Source organism: Streptomyces sp. NPDC107765 (assembly GCF_055657085.1).
Window position 1 is genome coordinate 193760 of record NZ_JBVKBL010000009.1, and the last position, 16164, is coordinate 209923.

8 protein-coding genes and 4 pseudogenes are annotated in these 16164 nt (G+C 69.4%); 9 read left to right on the top strand and 3 right to left on the bottom strand.

Going from position 1 to position 16164, the window contains the following annotated elements; all coding sequences use genetic code 11:
• Window positions 1-11 precede the first annotated feature (11 nt).
• A complete protein-coding gene (locus tag ACZ7MX_RS23020) occupies window positions 12-842 on the top strand; it encodes an SDR family oxidoreductase (RefSeq protein WP_472134887.1) in 831 nt (276 codons plus the stop codon).
• A 314-nt stretch (window positions 843-1156) separates the two neighbouring features.
• Here ACZ7MX_RS23020 and ACZ7MX_RS23025 read toward each other — a convergent pair.
• Together ACZ7MX_RS23025 and ACZ7MX_RS23030 are read right to left on the bottom strand one after the other, a co-directional pair.
• Window positions 1157-1252: pseudogene (locus tag ACZ7MX_RS23025) on the bottom strand (hypothetical protein); the annotation flags it as partial.
• 93 nt (window positions 1253-1345) lie between these two features.
• Window positions 1346-1897 carry a hypothetical protein gene (locus tag ACZ7MX_RS23030; protein WP_472135091.1) on the bottom strand — a complete coding sequence of 184 codons (552 nt, stop codon included), beginning with the start codon at window positions 1895-1897 and terminating at the stop codon, window positions 1346-1348.
• Window positions 1898-1944: 47 nt separating this feature from the next.
• Here ACZ7MX_RS23030 and ACZ7MX_RS23035 point away from each other — a divergent pair.
• The 6 genes and pseudogenes from ACZ7MX_RS23035 to ACZ7MX_RS23060 all read left to right on the top strand — a co-directional run.
• Window positions 1945-2076, top strand: a pseudogene (locus tag ACZ7MX_RS23035) (IS5/IS1182 family transposase); the annotation flags it as partial.
• Window positions 2077-2230: 154 nt separating this feature from the next.
• Window positions 2231-3514: an NPCBM/NEW2 domain-containing protein gene (locus ACZ7MX_RS23040; protein ID WP_472134889.1), complete on the top strand. Its 1284-nt coding sequence runs from the start codon at window positions 2231-2233 to the stop codon at window positions 3512-3514.
• Window positions 3515-3733: 219 nt separating this feature from the next.
• Window positions 3734-4861 carry an NADH:flavin oxidoreductase gene (locus ACZ7MX_RS23045; protein ID WP_472134891.1) on the top strand — a complete coding sequence of 376 codons (1128 nt, stop codon included), beginning with the start codon at window positions 3734-3736 and terminating at the stop codon, window positions 4859-4861.
• 359 nt (window positions 4862-5220) lie between these two features.
• On the top strand, window positions 5221-5883 hold the full coding sequence (locus ACZ7MX_RS23050) for a class I SAM-dependent methyltransferase (protein WP_472134893.1): 663 nt from the start codon (window positions 5221-5223) through the stop codon (window positions 5881-5883).
• The gene (locus ACZ7MX_RS23055) at window positions 5880-6176 is read left to right on the top strand and encodes a sulfurtransferase TusA family protein (protein ID WP_472134895.1); all 297 of its coding nucleotides are present in this window, start codon (window positions 5880-5882) and stop codon (window positions 6174-6176) included. Before ACZ7MX_RS23050 ends, ACZ7MX_RS23055 begins: the two co-directional genes overlap by 4 nt.
• 247 nt (window positions 6177-6423) lie before the next feature.
• A pseudogene (locus tag ACZ7MX_RS23060) lies at window positions 6424-6725 on the top strand (class I SAM-dependent methyltransferase); the annotation flags it as partial.
• A 65-nt stretch (window positions 6726-6790) separates the two neighbouring features.
• Here ACZ7MX_RS23060 and ACZ7MX_RS23065 read toward each other — a convergent pair.
• Window positions 6791-6982 (bottom strand): annotated as a pseudogene (locus ACZ7MX_RS23065) (IS630 family transposase); the annotation flags it as partial.
• Between the two features lie 243 nt (window positions 6983-7225).
• Here ACZ7MX_RS23065 and ACZ7MX_RS23070 point away from each other — a divergent pair.
• Together ACZ7MX_RS23070 and ACZ7MX_RS23075 are read left to right on the top strand one after the other, a co-directional pair.
• Window positions 7226-8050, top strand: a complete 825-nt coding sequence (locus ACZ7MX_RS23070; protein WP_472134897.1) for an SAM-dependent methyltransferase — start codon at window positions 7226-7228, stop codon at window positions 8048-8050.
• A 533-nt stretch (window positions 8051-8583) separates the two neighbouring features.
• Window positions 8584-16146 carry a SpvB/TcaC N-terminal domain-containing protein gene (locus ACZ7MX_RS23075; RefSeq protein ID WP_472134898.1) on the top strand — a complete coding sequence of 2521 codons (7563 nt, stop codon included), beginning with the start codon at window positions 8584-8586 and terminating at the stop codon, window positions 16144-16146.
• Window positions 16147-16164: the final 18 nt, after the last annotated feature.

The following is a 16164-nucleotide window of genomic DNA, read 5'->3' on the forward strand; positions in this document are numbered from 1 at the left end:
GTCTGGACGGCATGAAGATCATTCTTGTTCTCGGCGGCACCGGCAAGACCGGCAGCCGCATCGCCCGGCGCCTCAAGGCCGCCGGCCTGCCGGTCCGCACGGCCTCCCGCACCGGCGGCGACTTCCGCCTCGACCTTGACGACCCGGCGAGTTGGACGCCCGCACTCGACGGCGTCACTGCCGTCTACCTCGTGGAGCCCAGCCTGTCGAGGAGCACGGACCACGAGGCGCGTATACCGCAGTTGGTGAGCGAGGCGGTCACCGCGGGCGTGCGCCGCTTGGTGCTGCTGTCCGCCCCACGCGCGGGCGAGGACGGCCATCCCCTGCATGCCGCTGAACAGGCCGTGCGTGCCTGCGGCGTCGACTGGACCATCCTGCGCCCGCAGTGGTTCGCGCAGAACTTCAGTGAGGGACCCTGGCGGCACGGGATTCTCGCCGGTACTTTGGCCCTGCCCACCGGTGACGGGCGCACTCCGTTCGTCGACGCCGAGGACATCGCCGAAGTCGCCATGGCAGCACTGACCGAAGACCGCCACAGCGGCCGGATCTACGAGCTCACCGGCCCACGGGCGATCAGCTTCGGTGAAGCGGCCGACCTCATCGCCCGGGCCACCGCCCGCACGGTCCGTCATATCGACGTGGATCCAGCGGACTTCGTCGAGCACCAGGTCGCCGCCGGCGCCTCACCCGACGTCGCCCAGCTGCTGACGGGGCTGCTGGTCGCGATCCGTAACGGCGCGGGCGCCACGCCCTCCGACGACGTCGAACGAGCCCTCGGCCGACCGCCCAGAACCTTCGAGACCTTCGTCACCGATACCGCTGCCGCGGGCCACTGGAACTGAACGTCCGGGCAAGTCGAGTAGGGCCACGTTGAGCACCGAAGTGGTCCTCTCGCCTTGCCCACACCAAAGCGCAGGCCGAACGAGCCGTCGCCGGCCTGGTGGGGGAGTTCGCCTGGTGAGAGTGCTCGCCTGGTTGGGGCGTTCGCGTGGTTGGAGTGTTCGCTTGGTGGGGGTGTTCGCGTGGTGGGGCGCTGACCGCCGGGCGGGTTCCGGGCCGGTCCAGCCGGCGGTCCCGCCACAGGCTTCGTTGCCTTCCGGTCGGCCAGCACCCAGTGCGAGGGAGCATGGGCCTTGCTCACCAGACGTCCGCCAGCCGCAATGGCTGCCGCCTTGCGCGCTTCGGCCTGGTCATAGGGCACCCACACGTCGACGTGCACCCGGTTGCGCTGAGGCGTGGTGTGTCCCTCTGCTGGAAAGAGAACGGCGCTCCGCGGCGCTGCGGGTCGATCAGCTCCACGATCATCCCGGACGTCGTCGAAGTCGGTTGTCGTCCGGCTGCGGTGTCAGGCAAGGCCGGTTGCCCATTTCGTCAGCGCGGCGAAGTCGCTGATGGTGAGGCCGCATCGCGGGTCGACCCGGTGCAGTAGGGCGGGACCGTCGTGGTGTTCCTGCACCCAGGTGCGATCCGCCTCTGTGATCTCGTCGTCGACCCAGGCGAACGCACGGCCTTTTGCCCACGCGACGATCTCAGGCGTCTTCCAGAACACACCGCCTCCAGGCTCGGGACGCGGCGCGGGCCAGGGAATGAAGGGCAGCTCGGGCAAACCCAGGACTGGGGCGATGAAGGTGTTGGCTTCTTCCTCCCACGTTGTCGCCCACACGAGGTCGAAGGGGAGCGCGTCCAGCGCCGGGCCGTGATCCGGGTTGAGCCACACCCGCAGTGGCCTCACGGGTTTGTTCGGTAGCCCCCACTCAGTCAGCCGGCGCCGCTCGGCGGCCTCCCAGCGAGGCGTCAGCAGGCGGTGCGTCTGATAGCCCGCGGGCCGACGGTGCGGCTTCGCGGCATACGGGTTCAACGGTCCGTCCACGTCCACCAAGAGCACTGGGCGCACCAGCTCATCCCCCCTCGTTCTGCGCCGCACAGTATCGGCCGGCGACGAGACACCGGTACTCCACCAACCACCAGGTCGTCACCGACGCCGATACACGGCTGGTCGTCGCGGTTGGCCAGTCTCTGCCCGGCAACCGCAACGACCGCAGGGCATGGGAGTTGTCCGGAGCCAAGGCTGCCGTCGTGCCACGATGAACCAACTGACCGTGAGCGGCTTCCTGTTCTCACGCCGGGTCCTGCACAGTGACGCTCTCACACACGGCCGGCCCTCACATCTGCCCACGTCTTGCGGTAGTTTCACTCATCGTCAGGACGTTGAAGGGTCAGTAGCCCAATCATGCATGAGCAATTCGACACCATCGGTGGGGCAACACCTTCCGACACCGAGCTGGTCCAGCGCATCCGTGCGGCAGCCCGGACCGGAAGGCGGGCGCAGGCTGATCCGTATGGCAGACCGGCTCCGGACGGCGCAGCGGGGCCAGGCGAGGAAGCCCTCGACGAGTTTCACCGCCGGCACTACGCCGCCGTACTGGCCTATGCCCGCGCCTGCTGCAGAAGCTCCCAGGCCGCCGCGGATCTGGCGAAGGAAGCCATCGACGGCGTTCTGCACTCCCAAGGGCCGGAGGAGGGGTCTGATGCCGTATGGCGGGACAGGCTGCTGGCGGCGGTACGCCACACCGCCGCCGCCTGGCACCAGAATTCCCGGAACACCGAGCTGCGCGACAACTTCGAGTCCTGGCTGGCCGACCAGTCAGGGGAGGGACCCGATCCCTTCGACAGCAAACGGGAGCCTGCCACCGGCGGCGAACCCTTCGTCGCTGGGCCCGCTCCATGGCGGAAGCCGTCCGGCGCATTGCGCGGTGCCCAGGTGTCCTGGTTCTCACCGGGGCGCATCGCCGTGCTCGCCGTTGCCGTGACTGTCCTGGCCGGCGGTGCCATATCCGTCGGCACCCTGCTCGGACCGGCGCGCCACGACGCCTCGGCCGGCAGCCCCGAAGGGTCCGGTCACTCATCGGCGACCACTCCGGACCACCCGCCGACGGCTCCGCCCAACGGCTCGGCGACCGCTTCCCGCTCGGCGTCGGGCTCCCCGTCCCCCACCCGCCCCCCAGCGTCGAAGCATCCGCGTTCCCGGCCCTCGTCGTCGGCGAAGCCGTCGCCCTCCGGGCGTCCGGGTTCCGAGGACAAGCCGTCGCCCGCCCGTATCACCTCGTTGGCCACCCGGCCGTGGACCTCCAGCACGAACGGCTGGGGGCCGGTAGGGCTGAACCGCAGCATCGACGGAAACCCCCTCACCATCCAGGGAACCAGCTACACCGAAGGGCTGGGGGCCCACGCCTCCAGCGAGATCACCTACCACCTCGGCGGCGCCTGCTCCGCCCTCAGTGTGGACGTGGGCATCGACGACGAGGTGGGCGCGAACGGTTCGGTGGTCTTCCAGATCTACCGGGACGGCACGAAGGTCGCCGACAGCGGGCTGATGACGGTCGACCAGTCTGCGAAGCACCTCACCGCAGACCTGACCGGCGGCAGCGAGATGCGGCTCGTGGTCACCGACGGCGGCAACGGCAACAACTCCGACCACGCCGACTGGGCCGGTCCCCTCATCACCTGCCGCTGAGCGGTCGCGTCCGACGCCGAACTGCAGATCCTCTGACCCTCTACACCGAATTCAGGGGGGATTGCCGGCTCGGTGACCGGAGGTCCGCCTCGGGTACGTGGCGGGAATCACAGGGCGGGCGGCCGGGCAGGCGGAATGCCGTCGCCGGGGGTGAGGGTTGACGCCTGCAATGCGTTGAGTGCATGTGCACATACCGCCTGGTACCCAGAAGGAGCCCCCGTGACCGACACCGCGTCCGCCGCCTCCCGCGCGGCCGAGATCCTGTCCCGGCCCGTCACGCTGAACGGCCTGACCGTCCCGAACCGCATCGCGATGGCGCCGATGACGCGTATGTTCTCCCCGGACGGCGTCCCCGGTGACGATGTGCGGTCGTACTACGCCCGCCGCGCCGCCGCGGGTGTGGGGCTGATCGTCACCGAGGGAACCTACGTCGGCCACGAGTCGGCGGGACAGAGCGACCGGGTGCCGCGGTTCCACGGCGAGCAGCAGCTGGCGGGCTGGACGAAGGTCGTCGAAGCCGTGCATGAGGCGGGCGGCACGATCGTGCCGCAGCTGTGGCACATCGGCATGGTCCGCAATCAGGGCGAGCCGCCCTTCGCCGACGCTCCGGCCGTCGGCCCGTCCGGCCTGGTCACCGCGGGCGCCGAGCCCACCGGCAGGGCGATGACCCAGCAGGACCTGGACGACGTCGTCGCCGCGTTCGCGCAGGCCGCCGCGGACGCCGAGCGCATCGGCTTCGACGGTGTGGAGATCCACGGCGCCCACGGTTACCTCGTCGACCAGTTCCTCTGGGCGGGCACGAACCGCCGCACGGACGCGTACGGCGGCGACCCGACGGCCCGCACCAAGTTCGCCGCGGAGATCGTCGCCGCGGTCCGCGAGCGGGTGTCCGCCGAGTTCCCGGTCATCTTCCGCTACTCGCAGTGGAAGCAGCAGGACTACGACGCCCGCCTCGCCGAGACCCCCGAGGAGCTGGAAGCGATCCTGACCCCGCTGGCCGCGGCCGGTGTCGACGCCTTCCACGCCTCCACCCGCCGCTACTGGCTCCCGGAGTTCGACGGCTCGGACCTGAACCTGGCGGGCTGGAGCAAGAAGCTCACCGGACGGCCCACCATCACCGTCGGCTCGGTCGGCCTCGACGGCGACTTCCTCCGCTCCTTCGCGGGCCAGGGCGCCCCGGTCCGAGGCATCGACAACCTCCTCGACCGGCTGGAGCGTGACGAGTTCGACATGGTCGCCGTCGGCCGCGCCCTCCTCCAGGACCCGGAGTGGGCGGCGAAGGTGCTGGACAACCGGTTCGAGGAGCTGAAGCCGTACGACGCGGCGGCGCTGAAGACGCTGCACTAGTAGGTCTCGTCCGGTGGGACGTGCCGGTGGCGGGGGTTCGGGCTCGTCGCCGGTCCGTTCAGAGGACGGGTGGTGGTGAGTCCGCCGGCGATCTCGCAGCGTGGCTCACCGCCGCAGCGATGTGGGGTGCGGGGTGCGGGGTGCCGGCAGTTTCAACGAGACGTTGACCCCGGTGCCAGCAGGGCGCGGCGTCTTCCCCGTCCCGCCGTGCGGCGGCCGTGAGCACGGTGACGACCAGCCCGCACTCCCGCAGGCTTGGGGTCGAAGGTTTACCGTCGGCGATGTGAGCACCATGCACTGACGGGCCGGGACAATCGCAGATCTAAGCTGCTCCCGTACCCGAACGGGAGGCCGAGGACGTGGCGGACGAGCAGGAGCTGGCAGAGGTCCAGCGGCGGCAGTGGCAGGACACCTACACCGCCCACCCCGGCATGTACGGCGAGCAGCCCTCCGCACCGGCCGTCCACGCGGCCGACGTCTTCCGCACGGCCGGGGCCAAGGACGTGCTGGAGCTCGGTGCCGGGCAAGGCCGCGACGCTGCGTACTTCGCCCGTGAGGGGTTCACCGTCCGGGCCATCGACTTCAGCCCCACCGGGCTGGAGCAACTGCGCGAGGCCGCCCGGGCCCAGGGCGTCGCCGGGCGGGTCACCACGGTGGTGCACGACGTGCGCGACCCGCTGCCCCTGCCGGACGCCTCCGTGGACGCGGTCTTCGCGCACATGCTGCTGTGCATGGCCCTGTCCACGAAGGAGATCCACGCCGTGGCCGGCGAGATCCGACGCGTCCTGCGGCCCGGCGGTGTCTTCGTCTACACCGTGCGGCACACCGGTGACGCCCACTACGGCGCCGGTACCGCGCACGGTGACGACATCTACGAGCACGGTGGCTTCGCAGTCCACTTCTTCGACCGCGCCCTGGTCGACGCCCTCGCCGACGGCTGGGCCCTGAACGAGGTCCACGCCTTCGAGGAGGGCGACCTGCCCCGCCGCCTTTGGCGCGTCACCCAGACACTGCCCCGATGACAACCGCGCCGATACCCGCTGCGGACATCACCGTCGACGGCACCGGCCTGCTCTGCGTCACCCTCCTGCTGCGCCTGCGCAGGCAGATTGACGGCGCGGCACCGGGCACCGTCGTGCACGTCATCGCCACCGACCCGGCCGCCCCGCTCGACCTGCCCGCCTGGTGCCATATGACCGGCCACACCTACCTCGGCCCCGTGCCCGGCATCGACCGGCCCGTGTACGCGCTCCAACTGGCCGCCGGCGCGCTGCCCACGCGTCCGGAGGCCCCGTGGCACCCAGTCACCCCGTAGCCTCCGCCGCCCAGCACAAGTTCCCCGGATCCGGCGAGAGTTGGATACCGAAGCCGGCCAGTGCAAGGCGGGGATCACGTCCTACTTCGACACGCTGAACTTGAGAGGGAAGTCTGCGGGGACCTGCTGATGCAGAGACTCCCAGTAGTTGATCAGTGAGGTTGGGAGAAGGCGATGGACCACACTCCGCACCTTCAGGGCTCGGCGGCTGCTCATGTCCCCGTCATCGCCGGCCGGTTGGCCAACTGGAGTGTCCGCCTTCGGCGTCGATCTGCCACCGAAGATGATCGGGCTGGCCCGGCACGCCTATCCGAACTGCGGTTCACCGCAGGCTCGATGACCGCGCTGGCGATGAGGGACGACGAGCTCGGCGGCATCCTGGCCTGGTACTCCACCCACCACACGCCCCCGCAGTGGTTGCCGGCGGTGTTCGCGGAGTTCCACCGCACGCTCGCGCCCGGCGGCTACCTGCTCTGGGGAGAGTATGTCGGCGATGAACGGCTGCAGCCGACCCAGGGCTATGGCCGTCCGGTGTCCTACGAGTCGTATCCCAGATCACCGACGATCACGGGGGTGGGCAGTCAGGCCGCGGCATTGAGAGGGCGACCGCCGCGGTCGGTGGACTCCTTCCACGTCTTGGTCCGTTGAAAGGTGGTCTGGCGTCGGAAGAGCAGGCACCGCAGGGTCTCCCGGCCGATGCGTATGCACGGTCCCGGGGCTTTGTGCAGGTAGACGGCGAGTTTCCGCACCGACCAGCGCGCGAACGGCAGGCCGAGCAGGCTGGAGCGGGTGGTGGCCGCCCCCACCCTGCTGGCCCGGCAAGTCGGTCCAGAAGTAGGCGAGTTGACGGCACGAATGCACAGCGGTCGCGGGGGAGTGTGCGCATGCGCCGCCAGCGCACCGGCATGAGCATCCCGGGCGTTGGGCCTCCCGTCCGCCCCATCAAGTCCTGGCAGCGTCACATGGCATCACTCGTTAGGGACACCCGGGCCGGGGCGGTTCTCCTACGATTGAGGCGACCGTTGCGCGAGGGACAGGGGTGGGTTCTCATGGCCGACAGCACCACAAGGGTTGATCAGTCGAAGCCGAGCATTGCCCGTGTCTACGACTATCTGCTCGGCGGCAAGGACAATTACGCCGTCGACCGCGAGATCGGCGACTTCTTCATCAAGGACCTGCCCGGTTCGGTGGCGATCGCATACGCCAATCGCCAGGCCCTGATTCGCGCCGTGGGCGCCATGGCACGCGACGGCATCCGCCAGTTCGTCGACATGGGCAGTGGCCTGCCCACCGCCGACAACGTGCATCAGGTCGCCCAGCGACGCAATGCCGATGCGCGCGTCGCCTACGTCGACAATGATCCGATCGTGCTCGCCCACGGCCGTGCCCTGCTGGCCACCGACGACCGCACCACAGTGATTCAAGCGGATCTGCGTGAGCCGGAAGAGATCTACCACCACCCGGACGTGCAGAAGGTGATCAACTTTGACGAGCCGGTGGGTGTCATCTTCAGCGCGATCCTGCACCACCTGAACGACGACGAGCGGCCCGCCGACCTCGTGCGCTGGTGGGCGGACCGGATTCCGTCGGACAGCCAGGTCTACATCTCCCACTTCTGCTCCGGTGAGAACGAGGAAACCCGGGTCGCGGAACAAAAGCTGCAGGGGAGTTTCGGCCGCGGCCGCTGGCGCACCGACGAAGAGATCGTCGCCCTGTTCGGTGACCTTGATCTGCTCGAACCGGGGCTGGTCAACTGCTCGCTGTGGCGGCCGGAACGTGCGTCCGGCGACGAGGTCGCCGAAACCGGCTTTGTCGAACGCGATGTGACGGTGTGGGAGCAGCTGATTTCGTGTGCACTGGCCCGCAAATCGTAAGTGGCTGTCATTCGGAACGAAGCGCGGATCACCGCACGTTGATGCCTTTTGCGGCGTTTCGATCGGGATGCCGTACCACTTAACGGCCGCCGGCTGCGGCCCACTCGGCGGTAATGGCGAGCTCGGCCTTGATCTGCTCGGGGTCGGGGTCGGGGAACAGTACCAAGGGGCACGGCCGCACCTGTCGTGCAGCGCCGCCAAGTCCGTTGCGGTGTCCACGCATGTCCAGAGAAAAGGGAAGAGGTGCTTCCCGTTTCGCTCGTATTCTGTCGAATGGGCGTCAATATCGAAATTTTCCAGCACTCATGAACTTCAGGTGCCTAGGATGCCGCTCGACGAACCCTGATTCTGGAGCTGCCGTGGGTCGCGTCCTCGGACGTGGTGTACAGCATTGTCAACGGCTTTGCGCGTGATGGCGATCCGGACGGCCGTCTCGGCTCTATGCCGAGCCGCTGGTCCGGCACCGGTACCCCACATCCCCGGGGGAGGCGGATGTGCTCCGTGGAGTTGGACCGAACGAGTCTGCACCCGTCGTGGGTGCCAGCACGCCGTCGCAGCCCTCCGGCGATACCGCCCCGGGCCTGCGGGACGGACCGGCGATCTCGCTGCCCAAAGGCGGCGGCGCCATCCGGGGGATGGGGGAGAAGTTCACCGCGAACCTGGTCACCGGCACCGGCGGCCTCTCGGTTCCTCTCGCACTCAGCCCGGGACGGTCCGGGTTCGGCCCGTCCTTGGCGTTGGGTTACGACTCGGCTGCCGGCAACGGTCCGTTCGGGATCGGCTGGGGGACGGGGCTTCCGGCGATCACTCGCAAGACCGACAAGGGCATCCCGACCTATGCCGACGACATCGAGGACACGTTCATCCTGGCCGGCACGGAAGACCTGGTGCCCGTCCTGGTCGAACGCGACGGCGAGTGGACCCGGCATCGTCAGTCGCGGACGGTGGACGGCGCGGATTACGTGGTGCGCCGATACCGGCCGCGCGTGGAAGGCAGTTATGCGCGAATCGAGCGGTGGACCCACGTACCTTCCGGTGACGTCCATTGGCGCTCGATCAGCCGGGACAACGTCACCACTGTCTATGGGCGTGATGCGGCCAGCCGCATCACCGACCCGGCCGACGCACGCCGGATCTTCAGTTGGCTGATCTGTGAGAGCCATGACGACCTCGGCAACACGGTTCGTTACGAGTACAAGGCCGAGGACGACGCCGGGGTCGATCTCGATGCCGACTGCGAACGCAACCGCACCACGGCCGGTCGCGCCACCAACCGGTATCTGAAGCGAATCCACTACGGAAACACCGTTTCCCGGCTGGTCTCCGATGACTCGGACTACCTGTTCGAGGTCGTGTTCGACTATGGCGAACACGACGAGAGTACGGTCGAGGTCCGGCCCTGGGCCTGTCGGCTGGACCCGTTCTCCTCCTACCGGGCCGGATTCGAGATCCGCGGCTATCGGCTCTGCCGACGGGTCTTGATGTTCCATCATTTCCCGGACGAGCCCGATGTCGGTCGTGACTGCCTGGTGCGCTCCACCGAGCTGGCTTATCGCGGCGATGCCGAACGGGGCGGGGTGACGGGCGCGTTCCTGGAGTCGGTGTCACACAGCGGCTGGCGGCGGACTTCCGGTGGATACCTCACCAGGTCGTTGCCACCACTGGAATTCTCCTATTCCACGGCCGAGATCGACACCCAAATACGCACGCTCGACGCGACTGACCTGGAAAACGCGCCGATCGGGGTGGACGGATCGGCATACCGGTGGACGGACCTGGAGGGCGACGGGCTGGCCGGGTTGCTCACCGAGCAGGCCGGGACCTGGTTTTACAAGCCCAACCTCGGCGGTGGCCACCTCGGGCCGATGCGCGTGGTGCGCAGCCACCCGGCCGACGGACGGACCGAACTGCTGGACCTGAACGGCGACGGCCGCCCGGCCGTGGTGGATTTCGGTGGCTCCACACCGGGGTTCACCGAACGGTCCGACCGGGATTGGGGGACGTTCCGGCCGTTCCGGTCCCGGCCGAACCTGGCGTGGGACGACCCGAATCTGCGCTTCGTGGACCTCAACGGCGACGGCCGCGCGGACGTACTCGTCACCGGCGAACCGGGCTGGACCTGGTATCGATCGCTGGGCGAGGAGGGGTTCGACACCGGCCGCCGGGCCTGGCCGGCAAGGGACGAGGAATCCGGGCCTCGGCTGGTCTTCGCCGACCGCTCCTCGTCGATCCACCTGGCGGACCTGTCCGGCGACGGGCTCGCCGATCTGGTGCGGATCCGCAACGGCGAGATCTGCTACTGGCCGAACCTGGGATACGGCCGGTTCGGCGCCAAGGTCAGCATGGCCGGCGCTCCCCGGCTCGACCATCCGGACCAGTTCGACCCGGCCAGGATCCGGCTGGCCGATGTCGACGGGTCCGGTCCGACGGACCTGATCTACCTGCACCGCGACGGGGTCCGCCTCTACCTGAACCGCTCGGGCAACGCCTGGAGTGCTCCCCACCCCCTGCCCGTGGCTTTTCCCCGGATCGAGAACGCGTCCCAGGTCGCCGTGATCGACCTGCTCGGCTCCGGCACCAGCTGTCTGGTGTGGTCCTCGCCGCTGCCCGCCGACTCCGGCCGCCAGCTGCGTTATCTGGACCTGATGCGCGGCGGCAAACCCCACCTGCTGACCGGGGTGCGCAACAACCTGGGTGCCGAAACACATATCCGCTACGCCCCCTCGACCCGCTTCTACGCCGAGGACGCCGCCGCCGGACGCCCCTGGCTGACCCGGTTGCCGTTCGTCGTGCACGTCGTCGAGCGGGTGGAGACGGTGGACGTGATCGGTCGTCAGCGGTTCGTCAGCCGGTACGCCTACCACCACGGCTATTTCGACGGGCCGGAGCGTGAGTTCCGGGGTTTCGGCATGGTCGAGCAGACCGATACCGAGGCGTTGGAGGCGTTGGCCGAGGCCGGCAATGTGGACGAGGCGACGTACCGGCCACCCACGCTCACCCGGACCTGGTTCCACACGGGTGCCTTCCTCTCCGGACAGCGGATCTCCCGGCAGTTCGCACGCGAGTACCACAGCGACGACCTGTTGCTTCCCGACACGGTGCTGCCGGACGGCCTGACCGCCGACGAGGCCCGGCAGGCATGCCGGTCCCTGAAGGGATCGGTGCTGCGAACGGAGGTGTACGCGCTCGACGGCAGTGACACCGAAGGGCGCCCGTACCGCGTCACCGAGCACAACCAGCTGATCAGGAGGGTGCAACCGGCCGCCCCGCAGGCCGACTCGTCCGGCATGCGGCACGCGGTCTTCGACGTACATCCCAGGGAAACCCTGACCGGGCACTACGAGCGCACCGCGGACCCGCGGATCGGCCATGAGCTGACCCTCGCCGTCGACGCATACGGCAATGTGCTGCGGTCGGTGACCGTCGGGTACGGCCGTACCGGCCCCTCCCTCGATCTCGAGGAGCGGGATGCGGGCCCACAACGGCGCACGCATATGGTGCTCACCGACCACGACTACACCAACGCCGTCGAGGAACCCGACAGCCACCGCGCGCCCCTGCGCTGCCGGACCCGTGCCTTCGAAGTGCTGGGGCTCGTCCCCCAGGCTGCGCCCGGGCAGACTGCGTCCGAGGGGAGCCGCACCGCCGGGGCCCGGTTCACCCACCCGGAGCTGACCCACGCGCTGACCGGCATCGATCACACGATTCCCTACCAGGACTGGGACGCGCTGCCGCCCAAACCGGCACTCCGGCTCACCGAGCACGTACGCACCCTGTACCGGAGCGACGACCTCTCAGGGCCGCTGCCCCTCGGCACACTCCAGTCCCGCGCGCTGCCCTACCAGGAGTACCGGCTCGCCTTCCCCGACGACCTCGTCACTGCGCTGTACGGGGAACGGGTCGACGAGCCGATGCTGCGGACCGCCGGATATCTGCGGCACGAGGGTGGATGGTGGATTCCCTCGGCGCGGACCGCGTACGCGCCACCGGACACCAGCGAACTGGACTACGCGGCACGCCACTTCTTCCTGCCCCGCCGGTTCACCGATCCGCTCGGTGAGACCTCGACGGTCACCTACGACGACTACGACCTGCTCCTCGTCGACAGCACCGACCAGCTCGGCAACCGCTACACGGTGGGCGAACGCGACGCCGACGGCAGGACCCTCTCCCAGGGCAACGACTACCGCGTGCTGCGGCCGGCCCTCGTCACCGACCCCAACCGCAACCGGGTCCAGGTGGCCTACGACGTGCATGCCAGGGTCGCCGGGACCGCGACCATGGGCAAGCGCGAGGAATCCCTCGGGGACTCCCTGGACGGCTTCGACCCCGACCCGTCGCCCGCGCTGGTGGCCCGGTACCTCGCCGATCCGCTCGCGGCCGGACATGCGTTGCTCAAGTCGGCGGGGACCAGGTTCTGTTACGACGAGTCGGCATTCCGGCTGCGCGGGGAGCCGGCGGTGGTCGCCACCCTCGCCCGGTGCTCGTACCGGTCCGACCTCGCCCCTGGTGAGCAGAGCAGGATCACCCACACGATCGCTCATGGAGACGGTTTCGGACGCGAGGTCCAGTCCAAGGTCCAGGCCGAACCCGGGCCGCTGTCCGAAGGCGGCCCGGTCGTCGAGCCCCGCTGGGTCGGCACCGGATGGACGATCTTCAACAACAAGGGCAACCCGGTTCGTACCTTCGAACCGTTCTTCACGAAGACCCACGCCTTCGAGTTCGCGGTCATGGCCGGGGTGAGCACGGTGCTCCTCTACGACCCGATGGAGCGGGTGATCGGCAGCCTGCATCCCGACCACACCTATGCGAAAACGGTGTTCGACCCGTGGCGCCAGCGGGTGTGGGACGGCAACGACACCGTGCTGACCGATCCCCGGCAGGATCCGGACATCGGCGACCAGGTCCGCCGGCTGCTGGCCACGGAGCCCGGGTGGACCACATGGCACGGGGCAAGGGCCGACGGCGCCCTCGGCCCCGAGCAGCGGCGCGCCGCCGAGAAGGCCGCACTCCACGCGGACACCCCCACCGAAACCCATCTCGACTCCCTCGCCCGCCCGTTCCGCACCGTGGCGCACAACCGGCACGCCAAGGACCGGACGCTCGTCGAGGAACAGCTGGTGACCCGCACGCGCACGGACGTCGAGGGCAACGTCCGCGAGGTGCGCGACCCGCTCGGCCGCGTCGCGATCCGCCACGACTACTCGATGGTGGGCATGCAGGTGCACCGGGCCGGTATCGACTCCGGCACCGGGGCGCTGCTGCCGGACGTGCTCGGCAACCCGCGCTGTAGCTGGAACAGCAGGGGCTTCCGCTTCCGCACCGAGTACGACGCGGGCCACCGCCCGGTACGCGCCTACGTCAGTGGTCCGGGCCTCGCCGGTGAGGCTCTGCACCAGAAGACCGAATACGGCGAGGATCCGGCCCGCAACCTGCGGACCCGGGTGTTCCGTCGGCACGACGGTTCCGGTGTCAGCACCCACGAGGCGTACGACCTCCGCGGCAACCTGCTGGAGGCGACGCGCCGGTTCCCGGTGGAATACCGCCGAGCGCCCGACTGGCGGGAGGAGGTCGCGCTCGAAGAGGAGGTCTATACCGGCCGCACCCGTTTCGACGCGCTGGACCGCCCCATCAGCATCACCAGCCCGGACGGCACCACGGTCCGTCCGTACTACAACGAGGCGAACCTTCTGGAGCGTCTTGAGGCCACGTCCGACGGTACGGACACCGTGCTGGTCGCGGCGGTGGAGTACAACGCCCGCGGGCAGCGCACCCGGATCGACTACGGCAACGGCGCGCGGACCCGCTACACCTACGACCCACAGACCTTCCGACTCACCGCGCTGCGGTCCCGCCGTGAGCGGTCGCGTTCCCGCCGCGAGCGCAGGACCGTGCAGCACCTGACCTACTGCCACGACCCGGTCGGCAACATCGTCTCGATCCGGGACACCGCGCAACAGAAGACGTTCTTCCGCAACCGGGTCGTCGAGCCCGGCGCGGACTACACCTACGACGCGGTGTACCGGCTCATCGAGGCGACCGGCCGGGAACACCTCGGCCAGACCGATCCCGGTGACACCGGTGACGCGCCCAGGGTGGGGCTCGCCCACCCCGGTGACGGTGGAGCGATGGGGCGTTACCTGCAACGGTATGTCTACGACGCGGTCGGCAACATGCTGGCCCTGGAACACCGCGCGTCCACCGCTCCCGGCTGGACCCGCCGCTTCAGCTACTCCGAGCCCAGTGCGCTGGAACCGGAGGTCACCGGTAACCGGCTGAGCGGTGCGGGCGACGGCGACTTCGCGTACGACGCCAGGGGGAACACCACCGCGATGCCGGGCCTGCCGGTGCTGCGCTGGGATCCCGAGGACCAGCTGGAAGCCACCGCCCGGCAGGTCCGCGGCGCCGGAACCCCGCAGACGACGTACTACTCCTACGACGCCACCGGACAACGCGTCCGCAAGGTCACCGACTCGTCGTGCGGCGAGGGCGGAACGGCGAGGAGAAGCAGCGAACGCCGCTACATCGGCCCGTTCGAGGTCTACCGGGAGTACGGCGCGGACGGCGCGGTGACCCTGGAGCGCCAGACGGTGCACGCAATGGACGACACGCGGCGCGTCGCGCTGCTGGAGCGGCGGGCCCGCGGCACGGATTCCGGTCCGGAGCAACAGGTCCGGTATCAGCTGGCGGACCATCTCGGATCCGCCACGCTGGAGTTGGACGAGCGGGCCCGGATCCTCACGTACGAGGAGTACCACCCTTACGGCGGCACGGCCTACCAGGCGGTACGTGCCAAGACCGAGACGCCCAAGCGCTACCGCTTCACCGGCCGGGAGCGCGACACCGAGACCGGCCTGTACTTCCACGGCGCCCGCTACTACGCCCCGTGGCTGTGCCGCTGGACCAGCTGCGACCCGATCGACACGCCTCAGGCCAGCTCGTACGAGTACGCCCATGGCAATCCGGTGCGCCTGATCGATCCCGACGGTCGGCAGACGCAGACCCCGACGCTGATGGACGTCTGGCAGTACGGCGTGAAGGTCGCGAACCGCGCGCAGGTCGGCCGCAATGTTCAGGTGGACCATCCCATCCAGGTGGCGGCCAGGATCGCCCAGCGCACGTCGCCGACGGGCGCCTCGTTCTATTCCCGCGCGGTCTCCAAAGCCAGCCAGGAGCTGGGCGTTCTGGCCGAGACGGGCAAGGGCCTTTTCCACACCGAGGTCGGCAAGCTCCAAAAGGTCATCACCCAGCAGGTCAAGAGCGGCGCCCTCGCAAGCGAAGGTGCGCTGATCGAGGCCACCCGGGACGCCTACCGGACCGCGGGCCAGATCACGAACACCGCGGTCAACTGGCGGGCATTGGACAAGGCCATCCTGACCAACCAGGCGGCCATCCACCGGTCCCTCGGCGACACGGTGAGTGAGTTGGGGGCGCTCAGCGGGGGAGGATCCGCTCCCGCATCGGCGGCGTCTGTCGCCGCCGATGTGGAGCAGTCGTTCGCCCAGACCTTCAACCTGACAGAGCAAGCCGTGGCCAGCACCGCGGCAGCCGCCGCGCCGGCGGCGACGGAGACCGCGGCCGTAGCAACGGAGACCGCAGCCGTAGCCAAGAGCGTTTCGACGACCGCGCAGGTGGCCTCCGAGGCCGGCGTCGCGGCCAAGGCGGTGGGTACGGGAGCACGGGCCCTGCGGGCGGCCGCGCCGGTGCTCAAGGTGGTCGGGAAGGTGGCGGCCCCGCTGGCCGTGGCCGCCACCGCCCTTCAAGTGGCCACCGCGAAGACCACGGCCGAGAAGGCCGACGCCGCTATCGGCGTCGTGTCGACGGCCGTCGGTTTCGCGGGCGCGCCGGGGGCGATCGCCGCGGTCGGCATTCAGGGCACCGCGTACGTCAGCGGCAAGGTGGGCGAAGTCGTCGCCGAGAAGACCGGCAGCGAGACCGCCGGGGTGGCCGCGGCCACGTTGACCGGAGCAGCGGCGGGGGCAGGGGTCGGCGCGGTGGTCGGAAGCATCGTGCCCGGAGTGGGTACCGCGGTCGGGGCCGGGGTGGGCGCGGTCGTCGGGGCCGGCATCGGATTCGTCAAGTCGTACTGGAAATAGCCGTACTGGAAGAGCCGT

Bases quoted from the DNA above. Each gene is read 5' to 3' on its own strand.
- ACZ7MX_RS23055 (WP_472134895.1), top strand. From the start codon at position 5,880: ATGACAACCGCGCCGATACCCGCTGCGGACATCACCGTCGACGGCACC.
- ACZ7MX_RS23020 (WP_472134887.1), top strand. From the start codon at position 12: ATGAAGATCATTCTTGTTCTCGGCGGCACCGGCAAGACCGGCAGCCGC.
- ACZ7MX_RS23040 (WP_472134889.1), top strand. From the start codon at position 2,231: ATGCATGAGCAATTCGACACCATCGGTGGGGCAACACCTTCCGACACC.
- ACZ7MX_RS23070 (WP_472134897.1), top strand. From the start codon at position 7,226: ATGGCCGACAGCACCACAAGGGTTGATCAGTCGAAGCCGAGCATTGCC.